Here is a 16607-nt window from a genome sequence, read left to right as displayed (position 1 = left end):
TCTCCGACACGCTCCAGCGCCCCTCGCTGAGCAGGATGAAAGCGAACCTCGCCTCCTTCGCCTCGGCGCCTACAGCTGCCTGCTGGCGAAGGAGGCGCTCGCTTTTAAAAGTATCTCGTTCTCCCTTTTGAGCCGCTCGTTCTCGCGCCTGAGCCGCCGCAGGTCCTCGGCCATCTGGAAGGGGTCCGCCTCGGCGTCGGGCGCCGCGGCCGAGGCCCTTCTGACCCAGTCGGCGAGGCTCGACGGGTCGACGCCGATCTCGCGCGCGACCTCCGCGTAGGTGGTTCCCCTCTCGTTGTACAGCTGCACGGCGCGCCGCTTGAACTCCGCCATGTACTTCGGCACGGTTTTCCCATGATCCGCCTCCGTTCCCCCGCAACGGCAATGGTGCCGAAACGGGACTCGACCTGTCAACGGATTCGGGGCAGATTCAGATTCAGATTCAACCCGGCCGCCCTCACCGACTACGGGGTCGAGACGGCGCGCGACGCGCTCGAGGTCCTCTTCAGGCTCGAGGAGGGCTTCGGCGCGAGGCCGGTGGCGGACGCCGCCGGCGCCCGGGTCGTCGTCGACCCCGCCGCGCCCGGCGCCCAGAAGCTCGACGTGGCGGTCAGGGCGTGGGCGGCGATGCGCGCGCGGAGGGACTCGGGGGAGATCTCCGAGGAGGAGTACCTCGACTGGAAGCGCGGGTTCACCGGAAGGTAGATTTCGGCGGTTATGGGGGCAATCCCTGCGAAACGGCAAACGGTTGCCCCCACAACGGGCCCTTTTATGCTGGATTCGAGGAAGGGCTTCATCGCGGTGCGGGCGACGCCTGTGGCTTGACGGCCCGTTTGATAAAATGACTAACTGGCGGTCGCTTGCGGAATTGGCCTTTGTGCATACTTCCGTCGGCAAGCCCCTGAACGATAAAAACGCGTTGAGTTCATTTTGAGTTCAACGCAGACATGGATTTCGGGGTGAATCTGTGGACAGGATAGACACTGAGACACTACAGAGACGATAGAGTGCCCCTGTACAAATTCTAATTACTGAGTGGGAGTAAAATTTGGGAATTGTATTCCCAAATTTGACCATAATTCTATAGCATGAGATAATGGCCTCTCGGAAGGGAGGCCATTTTATGTATGTAAAACGCGAAATCGAATCGACACTCGATAAGCTATTGAAGCAGGGTAAAGTGGTGCTTGTGACCGGCGCTCGTCAAGTTGGCAAGACAACGGTTCTCAAGGAGCACCTGGGCGGCTCCTTCGACTACATCTCGATGGAGAATCCCCGCGACTACCTTTCCGCAAAGCAGGATGCCGTCCTGTTCTTCGAATCGAAGAGCCTGCCGTTGATTATCGACGAAGTCCAACGCGTGCCCGAGCTTTTCTCCCCTATCAAATGGATCGTTGACCAATCTGACGAAAAGGGCCGTATCGTACTATCCGGCTCTCAAACATATCATCTCATGAAAGGCGTCAGTGAATCGCTGGCAGGAAGAATACGAATCATCGAGCTTCCTTCTTTAAGTCTCAGGGAACTAATCGACAGCGCCGCCGAACCACATCCGTACATCCCTGATCAAATCGAATCATGCGAGAAACCATCCGATATTGACATCTGGGAAATCATTCATAGAGGATCGATGCCGGAACTGCAAGACAAATCGCTCAGTTGGGATTCGTTCTATTCTGATTACGTCTCCGCTTATCTGGAGAGAGACGTACGCGATCTCGTCAATGTCAAAGACGAAGCCAAGTTCTATAGTTTCATGGTAGCTTGCGCCGCAAGATCGGGCCAGCTATTCAATGCTTCAGATATCGGCAACGCGATCGATGCCGACCATAAAACCGTGAAAGCATGGCTTTCCGTCCTTCAAGCATCAAATATTATTCGAATCGTTGAGCCCTTCTGGCCCAACATTGGAAAGAGCTTGACGAAAACGCCCAAACTCTACTTCATGGACACGGGGCTGGTTTGCCACCTCACGCGGTGGACCACCCCCGACCAGCTGCGCAACGGGGCAGTGGCGGGACACGTATTCGAAACGTTTGTCGTCTCCGAGGTGTTGAAGAGTTACATGAACGCCGGCGCCAACCTGAGAGACGTGTGGTTCTACCGCGACGCAAAGAAGCGAGAGATCGACCTTGTTATCCAAGAAGGTCACGTACTGCATCCCGTGGAAATCAAAACAGCTGCCACGATCAAAGCGGATGCAGTAAAGAACTTCAGCTGCTTAGAAGGCATGGAAGACTATGAGGTGGGCTTCGGGCACGTCGTCTGCCGGACGCCGGAGCCGTACGACGGGACGAGGAGCGTGCAGGCGGTCCCCGTCTGGGCGATATAGGAGAGAAGCATTCGCGAGCATGGGTTTCGCGACGATCGACGAACGGCTCCTCTCTTACTCTGGAGCAAGCAAAGCGTTTCATGAGAAATGGGGCTGGACGGTCTGCTGGGTTGGCGGCAAACAGTTCGCCCGCAAGCTCATGGCCAAGCCCGACGCCAAGCAGCCCTACGCGGGGCGCCACCTGCCCTCGCTCAAGTGCGATCCCAACCGCATCCTCGAGCTGCGCGCCGAATATCCCGATGCGGTGCTCCCGGGCTGCTATTCCGACGGGTGCACGTGGGTCTCGGTCGATCTGGGCGCCAGTCTTCCCGAGAGTCTCGTCCTCGACCCCTGCGACATGGGCTACGAACTCGTTTTCGCGAAACTGCCTAAGCGAGTTCAGCAAGAGATTTGAATGCATGACCCACGTGAATCAACGGCTTTCCGAGCCATCCGCTACGATTCCCAAGTGCGAATCAGGGAATCGTAGCGCGCGAAATGCCTGGAAACGGGCGATTCCGCAACTATTCCCCGCCCTTTCGAGTCAACCCTTGATTCTGATTTGATTCGGACGATTCAACACGAGCTACCACGACATGGACGATACGGCACGGGGCACCACGCCATGCACGCCTGCAGCAGTCGAGTGGGAGTAAACGGATTTATCCGCTTTAGATAAAACACCAGTTCAAACGCCCTATTTCAATTACGATTCAGGGCGTTTTTCTTCATTGCACAAATGGCATCAATTCATCGAGCTAAGCAAATCGGACTGATACGACTATTGAAAAGCATTTTGAACGAAAGTATCGTCACATAAACCGATGGAGTCGCCTTTAAACTCACGGCATGGACGCCTCACGAACGTAGGGCGTGAACACGGTAAGCCTTGCTAACCGCATAACGCGAACCATTGTAGTCAGAATTTAAAACCTTTGATATGACGAAGGAAATAACATGGCAAAACTTATTACATCAGAATTGTACACATGCGGAAAATTTGGCAAACGATGGCGCGAAACGCTCGACACAAGTAACCCTTTTCTGTATTCGAAAGGAAGATATCCGACAAAAATTAGACCGGAAGATCTTCCTGAAGACTACATCAAAATCCGCAGTAGATCGATTTGGTACATGACGGGCTTTCTCAAGACATCCGGCATTGTTGATATCGGATACAGATGGGCCAAGGTCAACCACCTTTTCAAAGATGACTATATTTATATTTCTTACAAGGAAAAGCTCGAAACTGAGACGAACGAGTGGGGGTTCACCGACTACGTAAATTACGACATCTGCATCTGTGGCAACGACATCATCGATATCGTTCTAGCGGCGGAGAGATATTCGAATTACGATACATCTCACGTTCGCGCGGAAATAGAGAAGAAGCGAATCTGGCTCAGGGATAATGAGCCGGAGGAATACGCACGAGCAGTAGGTGAAGACAGGAACATCTTCGATCTTTGGATTGAAAAAGGCTACATTGAGAAAAAGCTTCTGATTGACCCAAAGAACTGAAGTGTTTATTTCGCTCAAACCCATGACCCGACGTCGTGCTTGCCAATCGCAAATCACCAGTTCACCGCCTAAGTTTCCCGCATTTCACCCTGATAAGAATAGTCACCATACTGTTACGAAGAAAGTGCTCGGGCGCGCTCTTCGGCGGGGCTATAATCACCGCCTGACAGGTCTCACCCGCAGCTGCAGACAACGCTCGAGGGCGCTTTTGGCTTCTCCGGATGCGACGAACGCAATTCTAGCTATGCCTGGGCACGCAGACCCGGGCGAGAAGGAGAACCTATGTGCACGGGCATTCGCTTTGTCGACTCCAACGGCAAGATGTACTTCGGACGCAATCTCGATTGGACCCAGGGCTACGGCGAGCGCGTTGTGGCCACGCCCTCTGCCGCCAACGTTCCGGCGGCGTTCGAGCGCCCCGATGACCTCGCAACCGGCCACACGGTTATGGGAATGGGCATCGTCGTCGCGAGCATCCCGCTGTATTTCGATTGCGGCAACGATGCCGGGCTCGCCGTCGCGGGCCTCAACTTCCCCCAGAGCGCGCACTATGCCACCGAGCCAAAGGCGGACTCCATCAACGTTGCCGCCTATGAGTTCCCGTTCTGGATCGCGCGCAATTTCTCCGACCTAGACGAGGTACGCCAGGCGCTCAAGGCAACCACCGTGGTGGCCAAGCCCGTCAACGAATACCTCCCCGTGGCCAATCTCCACTGGCTCATCGGCGATGCGACCGGCAGCATCGTGGTGGAATGCATGGCCGACGGCCTGCACGTATGGGAAAACGACGCCGACGTGCTCACGAACGAGCCCGACTTCGGATGGCAGCGCACCAACCTGCGCAATTACCTCACGCTCAACGACGAAGACCCTGCCGATGCCACGTGGGGAACCATGGCGCTCGCCCCGTTCGGATCGGGCATGGGCATGCAGGGCATTCCCGGCGATTACAGCGGCCCCGCCCGCTTCGTCAAGGCGGCCTTCGTGAACAGCCACTACCCCGTCCAGGACGACGAAGCGTCCAACGTGACGCGCTTGTTCCGCACGCTCGGCTCTGTCGCCGTTCCCGACGGCTGCGCCAAAACCGCCGGCGGCGCCTACGAGAAAACCCTCTACACCAGCTGTTTCTCGCCGTCGACCATGACCTACTACCACGCGACGTACGACAACCCGCATATCTACTCGTACCCGCTGTCGTCCGTCGACCTCACCGCAGCCGAGCCCGTCTTCATCCCGCCCGTCGCATAGAGGCGGCCACGGACCACGCCCCGCGACCATAGAAGCGAAACCGCGCCCACAGCACAACCGAACCCAAAGAAAGAAGGCCTCCATGGCGTCGACGGCCAAGACGAAGCAGGGGGATGCGTCCCTTGCGGGCAAAGAGAAGTTCCTCGTCATCCCGATAATCATCCTCATCCTCGCGCAGATGGGCGCGACCGGAGACAACGGCGCGCTCTCGCTGTCTGCGACGGCGCTCACGCAGGAGCTCCACGCAACCACCTCGGAAATCCAGCTCGCCAATATGGTGTATCCCCTGGTGGGAGGCGCGTTCATGATTGCCGGCGGCCTCATGGGAACAACCATCGGATGGAAGAGGACGTTCCGCATCGGCATTCTGCTGTGCGCCGCGGGCGAAGTGGCGCTTGCGTGCGCGCCCAACATGACCGTGTTCATCTGGGTGGGGCGCGTTCTGGTGGGATTCGGCGCCAGCTTCATGATTCCCTCCGTGCTGGGGCTTATCCCGCTGCTCTACCACGGCTCCAACAGGATGGTCGCCTTCGGCTGCATCGGCGCCGCCTCCGGCCTTTCGGCGCTGCTGCCGCTGGTGCTGGGCGTGGTGCTTGAGGCCGCCGGCATGCATGTGACGTTCCTCGTTCTGGCGGCGTACTTCCTCATCCTGTTTTTGGCGTCGTTCCTTTTGCCCGCCATCAACCAGACCGACGAGAAGCTTCGGTTCGACGGCGTGGGCGTGGCTCTCGCGGCATCCGGCCTGTTCCTGTTCCTCGTGAGCATCTCGAGCATCTCGTCCTGGGGCCTCATCGAGCCGCTCTCGGGCTGCCCGTTCACCATCTTCGGCATCTCCCCCGCGCTTCCCATCGCGCTTGTGGGGCTGCTTGTTCTCATCGCGCTCGTGCCAATCGAAAAGCGCATCGAGACGAAGAACGGCGTGGCGCTGCTTCCGCGATCGTTCCTGAAAACGCCGCAGGTGCTTGCCGGCCTTGTGGCGAACGCCCTCATGTTCTTCTTCATGGGCGCGCAGTCCATCCTGATGGCACCGTACCTGCAGCTTGTGTCCGGCTGGACGCCCATCGAGGTCGGAGTGATTTCCATCGTGACCGGTGTGCCCACCTTCGCCCTGGCGCTCGGCATACCCAAGCTCCTGCCCAAGGCGAACCCGCGCCACGTGCTTCAGTTCGGCTACCTTGCCATGGCGGCGGCGCTCATCATCATGGCGGCATCCGTCACCTCAGACGGCTCGAACGCCGTAGCCGTCTACCTTGGCGCGTTTATGGCAGGCGTCGGCGCCGGAGCCGTGTCGTCCCACGCGAGCAATGTGGTGGCCCTGGCGCTTCCCGAGCGCGACGCCTCCCAGTCCGGCGGCATCCAAAGCACCATGCGCAACGTGGGCCAGGCAATGGGCGTGGCGCTTCTGGGAGCAATCCTTCTGCTGGGCATCACCAACGCCATTCGCGCGAACGCCGCGGATGACACATCGATCTCGCCGCAGGTCAGCGACCAGATTTCCACGCTCACCATAGACCTTGGCAGCAACGAGGTGTTCGAGCAGCAGATTGCCGGCATCCAGATGAGCGACGCCGAACGCGCCCAGCTTGTTTCCATCGAGGAAAAGGCACGCTACAACTCTGTGCGCTTGGCATACGTCGCCGGAGCCGTCATCGTTTTGCTGGGCCTTGCCACCACCCCATGGATCAAAATAACCTCGCCAAAGAGGAGCGAGCAAGAAAGCGATGGCGAGAAGGACGAAAAGGGAGAGAAAGACCTCTCTTGATTTCACCTTCGCCCGCTAGGCCTTGAGAAGAAGTACGCCGAGGCCGGCAACACCGAATCGGTGGATGCCGAGCTTGCGAAGCTCAAGGCGGAGATGGGTCTGTAGCATCGACAAGCTTCCCGGCGCCGCCCCTTCGCCCTGCCACCCCACAAACCGTTCTTGCGCTATAGTGGAACCCACAGTGCACTGAGCGAAAGGAGCCCACCATGGACAAAGAACTGTTCGATTTCGTGGCAGAGCGCGCCGACGTCCTTGCGACCGCCGATAGCGCCAAGCAGGCGACCAAGGATGCCGCCCTTGCCTGGAAAGAGGCCGTCGCCGCCGATTCGAGCGACGCCGCCGTGGAGGCAGCCACCGCGAAGCTGGTCGATTTCCTCGAGGGGCGCCCGAACACCATCGAGGGCGTGATCGCTTTCCTGGAAGGCCTCGCCAAGGAGATGCTCGGCGAGGAGGCCGCAGCTGCCGGGCTTGCCGCCCAGCTTGAGCGCAAGGAAGCGGGTGCCAAGTGGTGCGACTGCCCCGCCTGCACCGCCGCGACCGAGATTCTCGCGAAGTTCGGCCGCATCGAGTTGTAAGCCCATCGCAAACGGCACCATCGAGGAGCGCTGGAAGCCCGGCGCTCCTTTCTTTTTGACGGCACAGAGCCCTTTCGGCAATGCGCGCGCTTTATACGCTGCATTCGGAATACGCTACGTCGCATTCTGAAATACGATGCCCGCATAACTTGTCGTGGTGCGATATTATGCCGAACATGCAGCGCAGGAGGAGAAGCCATGATTCGCACCAATGATAACGACATGCAGCACGACGCAAGCGAGGAAGAAGTGGCAAAGCTGCGCGATGCCATCGTCGCTTTCGAGCCCTTCAACGAACAGGAAGCGGCCGACAAACAAGTCATTCTGCGAGCTCTGGAAACCGATCAGGATTGCTTCAACCGCAGCGCCCAAGCGCATATGGCCTGCTCGATTTGGGTAGTTGACCCCGCATACGCGCAAACGCTGCTGGTGTACCACAACATCTACGACTCATGGAGCTGGATTGGCGGCCATGCCGATGGCGAACGCAATCTAAGGGCAGTGGCATTGTGCGAGCTCGAGGAAGAAACCGGCGTGCGTCATGCGCGCATCGTGCCGTGCGGCCCGGGAGACATCTTCTCTCTCGAAGTACTCACCGTGGACGGCCATGAAAAACATGGGCAATACGTGAGTTCGCATCTGCACCTTAACGTGACCTATCTCGCGGTAGCCGACCCCGAAGAAGCAACGCGCATCAAGCCTGATGAGAACAGCGGAGTGAAATGGGCACCTCTCGAAGATGCCATTCGCCTGTCCACCGAACCGTGGATTCGCGACCGCATCTATCGCAAACTGATAGATAAGCTTGCCCAGATCCAGCCCCGCATCTAGGCGGCTAGCAAATCGCATAAAAGCGGAGGCAGCATCGGGCGCGGCCCTTGTCCAGCGAAGACACATGTCTTCCATGCCTAAACAACTTTCTGCATCAAGCGAGCCAGCTGCACCAAAACAGCAACCCCCGGATAGAGAGTATTTCTTGCTTGAACTTTTTTCAGTAGTCGCATCGGTCCGATTTGGACGATAATCGCAAGAGAAAAAAGAGGACACCCCGGCTCGTTACTCCATAAGAAAGGCAACCCATGCCCGCCACCATTCAAGACATCCTCGCCAATGCCCCCGAAGGCGTGCGCGACGCGCTGCAGAACCCGCGCGTCCGACGCTGGGCACTTTACTTTATCAAGGCCATCGTTGTGGTGGGACTGTTCTGCCTGCTGACGCAGCTTGCTCCCCACATGCCCGCGGCGTGCGTAGCGCTGTTCTGGGCAGCATTGAGCGCGGTTTCGGCGTTGGGCATGGCGTACGCACTCGTCATCAAGAAGACCCACAAGCGTTCCAAGTACACCGAAGGCGGCCTCATGTATCGCTTCAATGAGGGCCGCGTGTTCAGCCTTATCGCGGCGTTCGTGCTGTCGGCCGTGTGCGCGGCGGGCCTCATCCTGGAAGCCCCCAAGTGGGGCCTTGGCATCTGGGGGCTCGTCGTGGCGGCGATTCCCGTATATGCCGTGGCGTTCTCGCTCATCAGCAAACGCATGCAGAAGGAATACGCGGCGCCGTACCAGGCGGCGAGCGCCGTTAAGTGGAGCGGATGGATCGTAGGCCTGTTGCTGTGCGCGGCCTATGCCGCCATCGTGCTCACCCAGCCCGCGACCCACTTCGCCAACGCCACTGAGGCGTTCGCGGCAGCGCAGCAGCCTTTTGAGGGGTCGCCCTCGATCATCATGTCCGAAGTGGGCATCCTTAACTCGTTCGTCGACGGGCTTACGGCATACGGAGCCTCCGAGGCGGCGGGCGCGTTCTTCCCCGTGTACGTGGCCATTCGCATCGTGCTGGTGGCGTCGGCGTTCTTTGGCATCGCCAACCTGCTGGGCACCTGCGCACTTGAGTTCGAGGAGCTGAAACGCGTGTTCGCCCGCCTGGATGCACGCGAGGCGCAGGGGGCGCATTCCTCCGTGGTCAAGCGCTATGCCGTTATCGCGGGTGTACTGCCGGTCGTACTTGTGGTGGCGTTCGTGGGCGCCAACGCCAAGATGAACCAGATTGCCAGCACCAGCGAGTTTACGGCGGCGGAAAGCTTCGTGCGCAGCCAGGCCAGCGTGGCGGTGGCCGTGCTGGACGGGAAATACTACGACTATCAGCAGGTGGAAGACCTGATCGCGCAGACCGAGGAGAAGTCTGCCGCGCTTTCGCAGGAAGCGCAGGAGAAGCTGGTGCCGCTGATCAACGAGTCGTACGACAAGCGCCTCGAGAACGTGGATAGCTACCTGGACTGGTATTACAGCCTGCCGGCCGACTACGAGCGCTTGGTGAAAATGGTCACGGGCTCGGCGGAAGAGTTCGTGAGCGAACAATTCACGACCAAGATCGAGGCCGGTATCGACGATTCCGCGATTGAGGAAGAACTGAGCGCGTTCACCGAGCAGGCGGAGCAGATCAAAGCCGAAGCGGAGGCGGCGCTCGAAGGCACCGAGATCACCGGCGTGCCCGAATGGTTGATGGAGACGAAGGCCACACTGAGTACGGACTTCCTCTCCAAACCCATGGAGCCCACGCAGAAGCTGATGGACGCCAACGTGCGCCTGGGCGTGAGCGCGGGCGCCGGATTGGCGGCGGGCGTGATGACGAAGGCGGTCACCAAGCCGTTCTTCAACAAGTTCGTGAGCAAGATAACCACCGCCCTGGGCTCGCGCGCCGCGGGCGCAGCTGCCGGTGGAGCCGTAGGAACGCTCGCTGGCCCGCTGGGCACCATCGCTGGCATAGCCGCAGGTACGGCGCTCGGCGTAGGCGTGGATGCCGCCATGCTGGCATTCGACGAGATGCAGAACAGGGACACCTACAAGCAAGAGATCGTGGACGCAATCGAAGAGGAACGCGCAGCTACCTTGGCGTTGGTGGAATAGAGGGTCGGCTAAATCTGGCTCAATCCCCTCACCTCGTCCTTGCTCTGAAAGCATCTACTTTCTTCTCCATAGATCAGCGTCGCTGGTTGGCATCTCGTCATCCTCAAATTCTCCCAGATAAGTGAAGTGATGGTACTTCTCCCCATTAAACTCATATCCTGTGTAGTCATAGCCACGCTGAGTAATCCCCTTATAAGGCTTAAATTCCGCTTCAGCTTCCTCTTTCGTGAACTCATCTGCGTCAAACCAGACGCCCTCAGTCTTGTCGTCTCCCCAGCCAAATTTCTTCGCTTTGAACACATGCCTCATGATTCCCCCTTCCTAGCGCATTCATCAATTATCGAAATTCTAACGTCAGAATTGTTCAAATGATTCAGTTGCCAACCGAATTCCTCAAGACTCTTCAGTGCTATCATCTCTCCACCGCCAACGGCAAATGCATATCCGCTGCCAGCGACAAGCTAGTCAGCGTTTCAACTGGAACGATAAACAAAACAAAAGGACGCCCATGCCTAATACCGCTCAAACACCCTTGGTCAAGGCCTTCATAAAACGCTGGACACCCTATCTCATCAAGGCAATTGTTGTCCTCGGATTGTTTTATGCGGGCATTCAGACAGCACCAACCCTTGAGCCTGTTCCGTTTGCTCTTTTCTGGATAGTATTGAGCTTCATCGGCGCAGTCGGTATCGCCTATCGCGCTATCATTCGAAAAACCCTTAAACGGTACAAATTCCAAGAGGGCGAAATGTTTTATAGGCGCAACGAAGGCCGGTGGATTGCCGTAGTCGGCGGATTCTTCCTGTCCGCCGCAAGCATGGCAACGTTAATTCTCGAAGCGCCAAAATGGGACGGCTTCGAATGGGGGCTGGTAGCAGCGGCAGTCATCGCATACGTCGTCATTTATTTATGCATCGAGAAAAAATACGGGAAGCAGTACACGCCATTATTCAGAACCGCTAGCGTCATCAATTGGAGCAGGGGGATTATCACCGGACTGCTCGTACTAGTCTATATCGGCCTTTCTGCCGTATTCCCACAAGAAACCTGCAATAGCGTCGAGGAGGCGTTTTCAGAAGCATGGCAGCCCTATAGCAACTCCCCAACGGCAATTATTTTCGAAACAGAGAAACTGACAGGGTTCGTTAACGGCCTGACGGTATATGCGCTATCCGAAGCGCAGACCTTTTCATTTGTCTCCTACCTCATCATTCGCGGGATTCTCATCTGTTCTTCGTTTTATGCCGTTGCCAATCTGCTGAGCTTTTGCAGCCTGGAGCTCAGTGAAATGAAACGAATCGTCGTGCCGCTTTGCACGGAGGAAAACGTGAGCAGTAATATCCCAATACAAAAGTATTACGTAATGGTTGCTGCCGTTGGCCCCGCTTTGCTGCTGGTTGCCTTCCTCATAGGCAATCACTGCACAGCTCAAGCAATCAACTCCGACGGACTCACATGGGTAGATAAATTCGTCGAAGAGAAGAAAGAGGTCGCCATATACGTCGTCGATGGCCACTACAAAGAGGACCAGCTACAGATTGGCGTAATCAATGAAAGCAGAAGAGTATCTGACGCCGTTAGAAACGTTTCAGAGGATAAAGAGCAGAATTTCGACTAACATTGCCTTTGCAAAAGCCCAGAAAGGAGCACGTTCATGTCAAGCAATCCTCTACAGAATATAGGCGAAACAATTCAGAATGCAGCAAGCAACGGAGCGAAAGCAGTAGCTCAAGGAGTTCAGGATGCCGGACGCGCCGCTCGAGATGGCGCAGCATCCGCCGCAGACGCCGCGCGAAACGCAGGAAAAGCAGCGGCTGGTGCGGCACAAAATGTAGGCAAAGTCGAAATCTCACCTGAACAAATACAGGAACTTCTCGGAGTTTGTTATGACAAGGCGCTGAATGGCGTTCCGGGCATTAGCCGCTCTCTAGAGGACTACGTTTCGGACTACACCTCACGTTACAAAACCCCAGAAAAGGCCGCCCAGGAACTCATCAAGAACCAGCTCATAAAGTGCACCACATCCGGTGCCCTTTCCGGCGCGGCAGGCTTCTTTGCGCTGCCCATCACGATTGCGGCTATTCCGGCAAATATCGCAAATGTGCTGTATGTTCAGTTAAGAATGATTGCAGGAGTTGCCGCAATCGGAGGATATGACGTTAGAACCGACCAGGTCCAAACCCTTATATACGCTTGCTTGGCTGGCACTTCGGCAACTGATCTCCTCAAAGAAGCAGGATTAAAAGTCGGCCAAAAAATCGCGATGGGGGCTATCAAGAAAATCCCAGGAGAAGTTCTCGTAAAAATAAATCAGAAGGTGGGATTCCGCCTTATCACAAAGTTCGGGCAAACCGGCATCGTTAACCTGGGAAAACTCGTTCCAATCGTAGGTGCTGTCATCGGAGGAGCATTCGACTTTGGCACTACTAAAGTTATTGCGGATACGGCATATAAATACTTTATCGATGCCTCCACGAACAATATTGTCGAAGACAACAATTTAAGCGCCGAAGCGGAGGCAAATTTGAACATGATGGGCGCCAATACGGAGAATGTCGACGATACGGCAGAAAGCAATCATCCTATCGACGAAAAACGCGAGTAGCCGAAAGCTGGGTATTTACATGCAATAAGCTGCGCTCCGTGATGGCACCTGCACGGTGCGCAGCTTATTGCTCCTCCCCTTCCACGCACCTCAAGAACGAACCAATTGAAAAGCTTTCAACGTCCTCAAAGCAGAGCGACAAGGTTTCGAGATACCATTCAGGAATCTCCCTTCCCCGATATGACATCATTTCGCGCCCTCGACACTCAAACCGATTACCCCGCTCGTCTTCATACCAATCTCCTGTTTTACCGCCACCAATATGCTTGCTGACAATAACAGACGTTATCATTCTCGCGCAGTCCGGGATATGCAAAGTGTCTTTGAATATGATCTTATGGAATACATTCCCATCAACGATTAAGGTTTTGTCGTCCGAAGCGAGATAGTCCTCGTATAGCACGTCCAGAGCAGAGAACCCATCTGCAGCATCCTTTGCATCTCTGCTTCTATTCTGTCTTTCCAAAATCGAATCCGATGCCTGCATATCCGCCTCTTCACTCTTCTTGTTTCCCAATTGCAGCACACAATCCCGCGGACCTTCTCGCCCTATCCCATCCACCGGCGAAAGCTCGTCATCAAAAACTCTGCAGCTTCGCGAGCCGGTGTGCTTTTCGGACACACGATATCGAACCCGTGGAAGCACCCCTCAAACTCACGGAAATCAACCGGTACACCCGCCGCCCGTAAACGCCCCACATACGCAACCGTCTCGTCATGGAACGGCTCGATATCGCCTACATAGGTGCAGCATGGCGGCAGACCCGACAGATTCTTCGCCCGTGCCGGTGCCGCGTATATGGGCACATCCTCTACCCCATACAACTCGCCCAGGTACATGCGCCACGCGCTCTCGTTCGCCTCGCTGTTCCATACGGGCGCATTGTTGTCACGCGACGAGGACGTGGGCCGATCATCAAGCATGGGATACAACGGCATCTGGAAACGCACAGACACGCTCCTCTCGTCGCGCGCCCTTAAACACACGGCGGCGCACAGGTTGCCTCCCGCGCTATCGCCGCCCACGGCAATCGGGCGTGACGATCCGTCCGCATTCGTACAATTGTCTTGCATCCATAAAAGCGTGTTGTAGCAATCGTCAAACGCCGCCGGGTACGGTTCATCAACCGACACGCGATACATCGGCGACACCACCACGCATCCTTCGGCCACGAACCGATCGATGAACATGAAATCTTGAAGCGGCGCGCCTAAGGCGAATCCCCCGCCGTGAATCCACAACACCGCAGGCGCCCCATCTGCTGCGCCGCCCTCGGATTCGAAAACCGACACGGAGAAGCTGCTGCCATCCGCACGGCGAATAGACACACGCTTCGGTCTGGGACTTTTCCCTGGCCATATGCGCATTGCATCCGCCACTTTCATCGCTGCCGCGGCAAGACGCAACATCACCGGCCCGTACGAAACCGGAAATCTGCGAGCCATGCGTCCGAATGAGCGCAGCTCAGGATGAATTCTTTCGTCAGGAATGCGCATCTAGCCCTTTCGCCTTCAACTTCCACCGGCATCAGTTTAGCCCATGCTCCGCATCGAAAGCCAAGATTCCGTCTGCATCCTCACCTCGACGTGCACTTCCTCCCAAAAAGCTCGAGCCTTGCTTTATGAAACGCAACATGCCTTCTGGATAACGCACGATACCAAAGCGAACATCGTTAAAAAGCGGCTCGCTGCAATACCGGACAAATCTCTGCGCAATCGAAGATAATCGTTGCCGACAAATAACTTTTTCGTCGCGTATTTTTCCAACGAAAAATTTTTTCGTTGTATAATCGTCGCGTCAATTCGAGGAGAGGAACTTCTTTATGCGAGAATCCGCAACGTTGGAATTCAAACAAGGGCTTTCTAAAACATATCTTAAAACCGTCAGCGCCTTTGCGAATTACGGCACAGGCACAATAGTCTTTGGTGTGGACGACAGCGGGGCGATCCTTGGAATAGACAATCCCGAGGATGCTTGCTTGAGGATAGAAAATGCCATCAATGACTCCCTTAAACCTGTCCCGCATTTCTCGTTGGAAATCGATGAGGAAAACCGCGTAGTTACGCTTACCGTTCAAGAAGGAGAAGACAAACCTTACCTCTACAACGGTAAAGCCTACAAAAGGGCAGACACGTCCACCGTCGAAGTGAGCAGCATCGAGCGAAATCGCCTCATTCTCGCGGGAGAAAACACAAGTTTTGACGCCTTGAAATCTAAATTCCAGAACTTGACATTCGAGCTTTTCCAAGACACGCTCTCCCATGAGCTGGGGCTAGAGCGCCTCGATAGAAACGCGCTCATTTCCCTCGAACTCATGAATTCTGCGAATGAGTTCAATAATGCTGCTGAACTTCTTGCCGACTTCAATCATTTCCCGGGAGTCGACATCGCACGATTCGGTGAGAGCATCAACATCATTCGCTCAAGGCGCACCTTTGAGCATGTCTCTATCCTCGCTCAGATGGAGCAAACCCTTTCGCTCTTCGACGAGTATTATGCCTTCGAGGAAATCGTCGGCACAAAGCGCATTAAGAAATCTCTGATCCCCCACGAAGCCTTTAGAGAAGCGCTGGCGAACGCCCTGGTCCACCGATGCTGGGACGTAAACGCACATATCAAAATCAGCATGTTCGACGACCGTATTGAAATCATGTCCCCAGGTAGTTTGCCGGACGGAATAACCGAAGAGGAATATCTCGCAGGCGGGCCATCAATCGCACGCAACCCCATTCTCGCAAATGTATTCTTTCGCCTTGGCTATATTGAACGTTTTGGGACGGGTATCCCGCGCATCCTTAAGGAATATGCGAATTACACCGTTTCGCCCACGTTCTCCGTTCGCCCCGCATCCATCACGGTCACGTTGCCTGTCGAAAACAGCATACGCATAACGCCTGACGAAGCGAATGCACTTGGCGTTCTGCACAAAGGGCTCATCATGACGCGTGCGGAAATCTCCGAGGCGTCGGGGATTTCCAAGGATAAAACAATCAGCGTCCTCAATGGCCTCATTGCCAAAGGAATAATCGAGAAAATTGGAGCCGGTAGATCGGTGAAATATACGCGTAATTAGCGATTTGCACCAAATGGACAGCAGGCGAAGTCAAAGGGATCTTATGGAAATCGGAGTCACCATACCGTTGCAGAAATTCCTCCGTTGGAAGCAGCCGCCGTACGGAGAAGACCCGCGCCTGCTTTTCTGTTGGGACATCCACCGCGCCGACGTGAACGGACGAAAGCTGCTCGTGGTGGTCAATGCCGCCAATCGGTTCGCAGGCATCCGTTGCATGACTGGCGCCGACTGGAAGAAGCTTGATGCCATCGTGCCCCAGGTGATTGACCAGGCAATGGAAACCGCCGGGGTTTCTGAGCCCTTGCGCTGCGCGTATCTGGATGCCGCTGGCGTGCCCGTATTCACCAAGACGCACGGCCGTAAACCCGTCGCTGGCCTCAACCGCGTGGTTGACGACATCTGGTTCTGCGTCGAGCGCGACCTAGACCGTGATGCCATGTTCCAGGCAGAGCTCAGCACCATCGCCAACACCAGATTCTGCCACTGTGCCACGCGTGCCGACTACGTAAGGCCCGTCGATGCGTTCGCAGAGGATCTGCGCCAATTGCTGAACCTGGCCAATCTCGATGAGGGCATCTGCTAAGCTCCAAGCCCACTCCGTCTTATTGAGCACC

General features: G+C 56.2%; 17 protein-coding genes. 13 read left to right on the top strand and 4 right to left on the bottom strand.

What is annotated here, in order from left to right:
- Positions 1 to 69: 69 nt before the first annotated feature.
- Positions 70 to 333 carry a transposase gene (locus tag Q0J60_RS02500; RefSeq protein WP_294438653.1) on the bottom strand — a complete coding sequence of 88 codons (264 nt, stop codon included), beginning with the start codon at positions 331 to 333 and terminating at the stop codon, positions 70 to 72.
- Between the two features lie 51 nt (positions 334 to 384).
- On the opposite strand from Q0J60_RS02500, the gene Q0J60_RS02495 reads away from it, so the two are divergent.
- The 9 genes from Q0J60_RS02495 to Q0J60_RS02455 all read left to right on the top strand — a co-directional run bounded on the left by Q0J60_RS02495 (position 385) and on the right by Q0J60_RS02455 (position 10314).
- Positions 385 to 705: a hypothetical protein gene (locus Q0J60_RS02495; RefSeq protein WP_294438652.1), complete on the top strand. Its 321-nt coding sequence runs from the start codon at positions 385 to 387 to the stop codon at positions 703 to 705.
- 418 nt (positions 706 to 1123) lie between these two features.
- The gene (locus Q0J60_RS02490) at positions 1124 to 2332 is read left to right on the top strand and encodes an ATP-binding protein (RefSeq protein WP_294438651.1); all 1209 of its coding nucleotides are present in this window, start codon (positions 1124 to 1126) and stop codon (positions 2330 to 2332) included.
- Between the two features lie 19 nt (positions 2333 to 2351).
- The gene (locus tag Q0J60_RS02485) at positions 2352 to 2726 is read left to right on the top strand and encodes an MmcQ/YjbR family DNA-binding protein (RefSeq protein WP_294438650.1); all 375 of its coding nucleotides are present in this window, start codon (positions 2352 to 2354) and stop codon (positions 2724 to 2726) included.
- A 542-nt stretch (positions 2727 to 3268) separates the two neighbouring features.
- Entirely contained in the window at positions 3269 to 3832 is a 564-nt protein-coding gene (locus tag Q0J60_RS02480; RefSeq protein ID WP_294438649.1) for a hypothetical protein, read from the top strand.
- 282 nt (positions 3833 to 4114) lie between these two features.
- Positions 4115 to 5080: a choloylglycine hydrolase gene (bsh, locus tag Q0J60_RS02475; protein WP_294438648.1), complete on the top strand. Its 966-nt coding sequence runs from the start codon at positions 4115 to 4117 to the stop codon at positions 5078 to 5080.
- An 82-nt stretch (positions 5081 to 5162) separates the two neighbouring features.
- Positions 5163 to 6842, top strand: a complete 1680-nt coding sequence (locus Q0J60_RS02470; RefSeq protein WP_294438647.1) for an MFS transporter — start codon at positions 5163 to 5165, stop codon at positions 6840 to 6842.
- Between the two features lie 206 nt (positions 6843 to 7048).
- Complete coding sequence (locus Q0J60_RS02465) at positions 7049 to 7417, top strand: 3-hydroxyisobutyrate dehydrogenase (RefSeq protein WP_294438646.1); 369 nt, start codon at positions 7049 to 7051, stop codon at positions 7415 to 7417.
- A 198-nt stretch (positions 7418 to 7615) separates the two neighbouring features.
- Positions 7616 to 8248, top strand: coding sequence for an NUDIX hydrolase (locus Q0J60_RS02460; protein ID WP_294438645.1), 633 nt, complete (start codon positions 7616 to 7618; stop codon positions 8246 to 8248).
- A 248-nt stretch (positions 8249 to 8496) separates the two neighbouring features.
- Positions 8497 to 10314, top strand: a complete 1818-nt coding sequence (locus tag Q0J60_RS02455) for a hypothetical protein (RefSeq protein WP_294438644.1) — start codon at positions 8497 to 8499, stop codon at positions 10312 to 10314.
- Between the two features lie 54 nt (positions 10315 to 10368).
- On the opposite strand, the gene Q0J60_RS02450 is transcribed toward Q0J60_RS02455, so the two are convergent.
- Positions 10369 to 10623, bottom strand: a complete 255-nt coding sequence (locus tag Q0J60_RS02450; RefSeq protein ID WP_294438643.1) for a hypothetical protein — start codon at positions 10621 to 10623, stop codon at positions 10369 to 10371.
- A gap of 199 nt (positions 10624 to 10822) precedes the next feature.
- On the opposite strand from Q0J60_RS02450, the gene Q0J60_RS02445 reads away from it, so the two are divergent.
- Both Q0J60_RS02445 and Q0J60_RS02440 read left to right on the top strand, forming a co-directional pair.
- Positions 10823 to 11932 carry a hypothetical protein gene (locus Q0J60_RS02445; protein ID WP_294438642.1) on the top strand — a complete coding sequence of 370 codons (1110 nt, stop codon included), beginning with the start codon at positions 10823 to 10825 and terminating at the stop codon, positions 11930 to 11932.
- Between the two features lie 36 nt (positions 11933 to 11968).
- Positions 11969 to 12919, top strand: coding sequence for an EcsC family protein (locus Q0J60_RS02440; protein WP_294438641.1), 951 nt, complete (start codon positions 11969 to 11971; stop codon positions 12917 to 12919).
- 64 nt (positions 12920 to 12983) lie between these two features.
- On the opposite strand, the gene Q0J60_RS02435 is transcribed toward Q0J60_RS02440, so the two are convergent.
- The gene (locus Q0J60_RS02435) at positions 12984 to 13436 is read right to left on the bottom strand and encodes a hypothetical protein (RefSeq protein ID WP_294438640.1); all 453 of its coding nucleotides are present in this window, start codon (positions 13434 to 13436) and stop codon (positions 12984 to 12986) included.
- Positions 13437 to 13468: 32 nt separating this feature from the next.
- Complete coding sequence (locus Q0J60_RS02430) at positions 13469 to 14248, bottom strand: alpha/beta hydrolase (protein WP_294438639.1); 780 nt, start codon at positions 14246 to 14248, stop codon at positions 13469 to 13471.
- A gap of 494 nt (positions 14249 to 14742) precedes the next feature.
- Between Q0J60_RS02430 and Q0J60_RS02425 the strand changes: the two genes are divergently transcribed.
- Positions 14743 to 15993, top strand: a complete 1251-nt coding sequence (locus Q0J60_RS02425) for an ATP-binding protein (RefSeq protein WP_294438638.1) — start codon at positions 14743 to 14745, stop codon at positions 15991 to 15993.
- A 43-nt stretch (positions 15994 to 16036) separates the two neighbouring features.
- The gene (locus Q0J60_RS02420) at positions 16037 to 16576 is read left to right on the top strand and encodes a DUF6933 domain-containing protein (protein WP_294438637.1); all 540 of its coding nucleotides are present in this window, start codon (positions 16037 to 16039) and stop codon (positions 16574 to 16576) included.
- The last annotated feature ends 31 nt before the right edge of the window (positions 16577 to 16607 follow it).

The organism is uncultured Slackia sp., from assembly GCF_944321625.1.
GTDB lineage: Bacteria > Actinomycetota > Coriobacteriia > Coriobacteriales > Eggerthellaceae > Slackia.
Note: the sequence above shows the minus strand (reverse complement) of the source record. Positions and strands in the feature narration are given on the sequence as shown.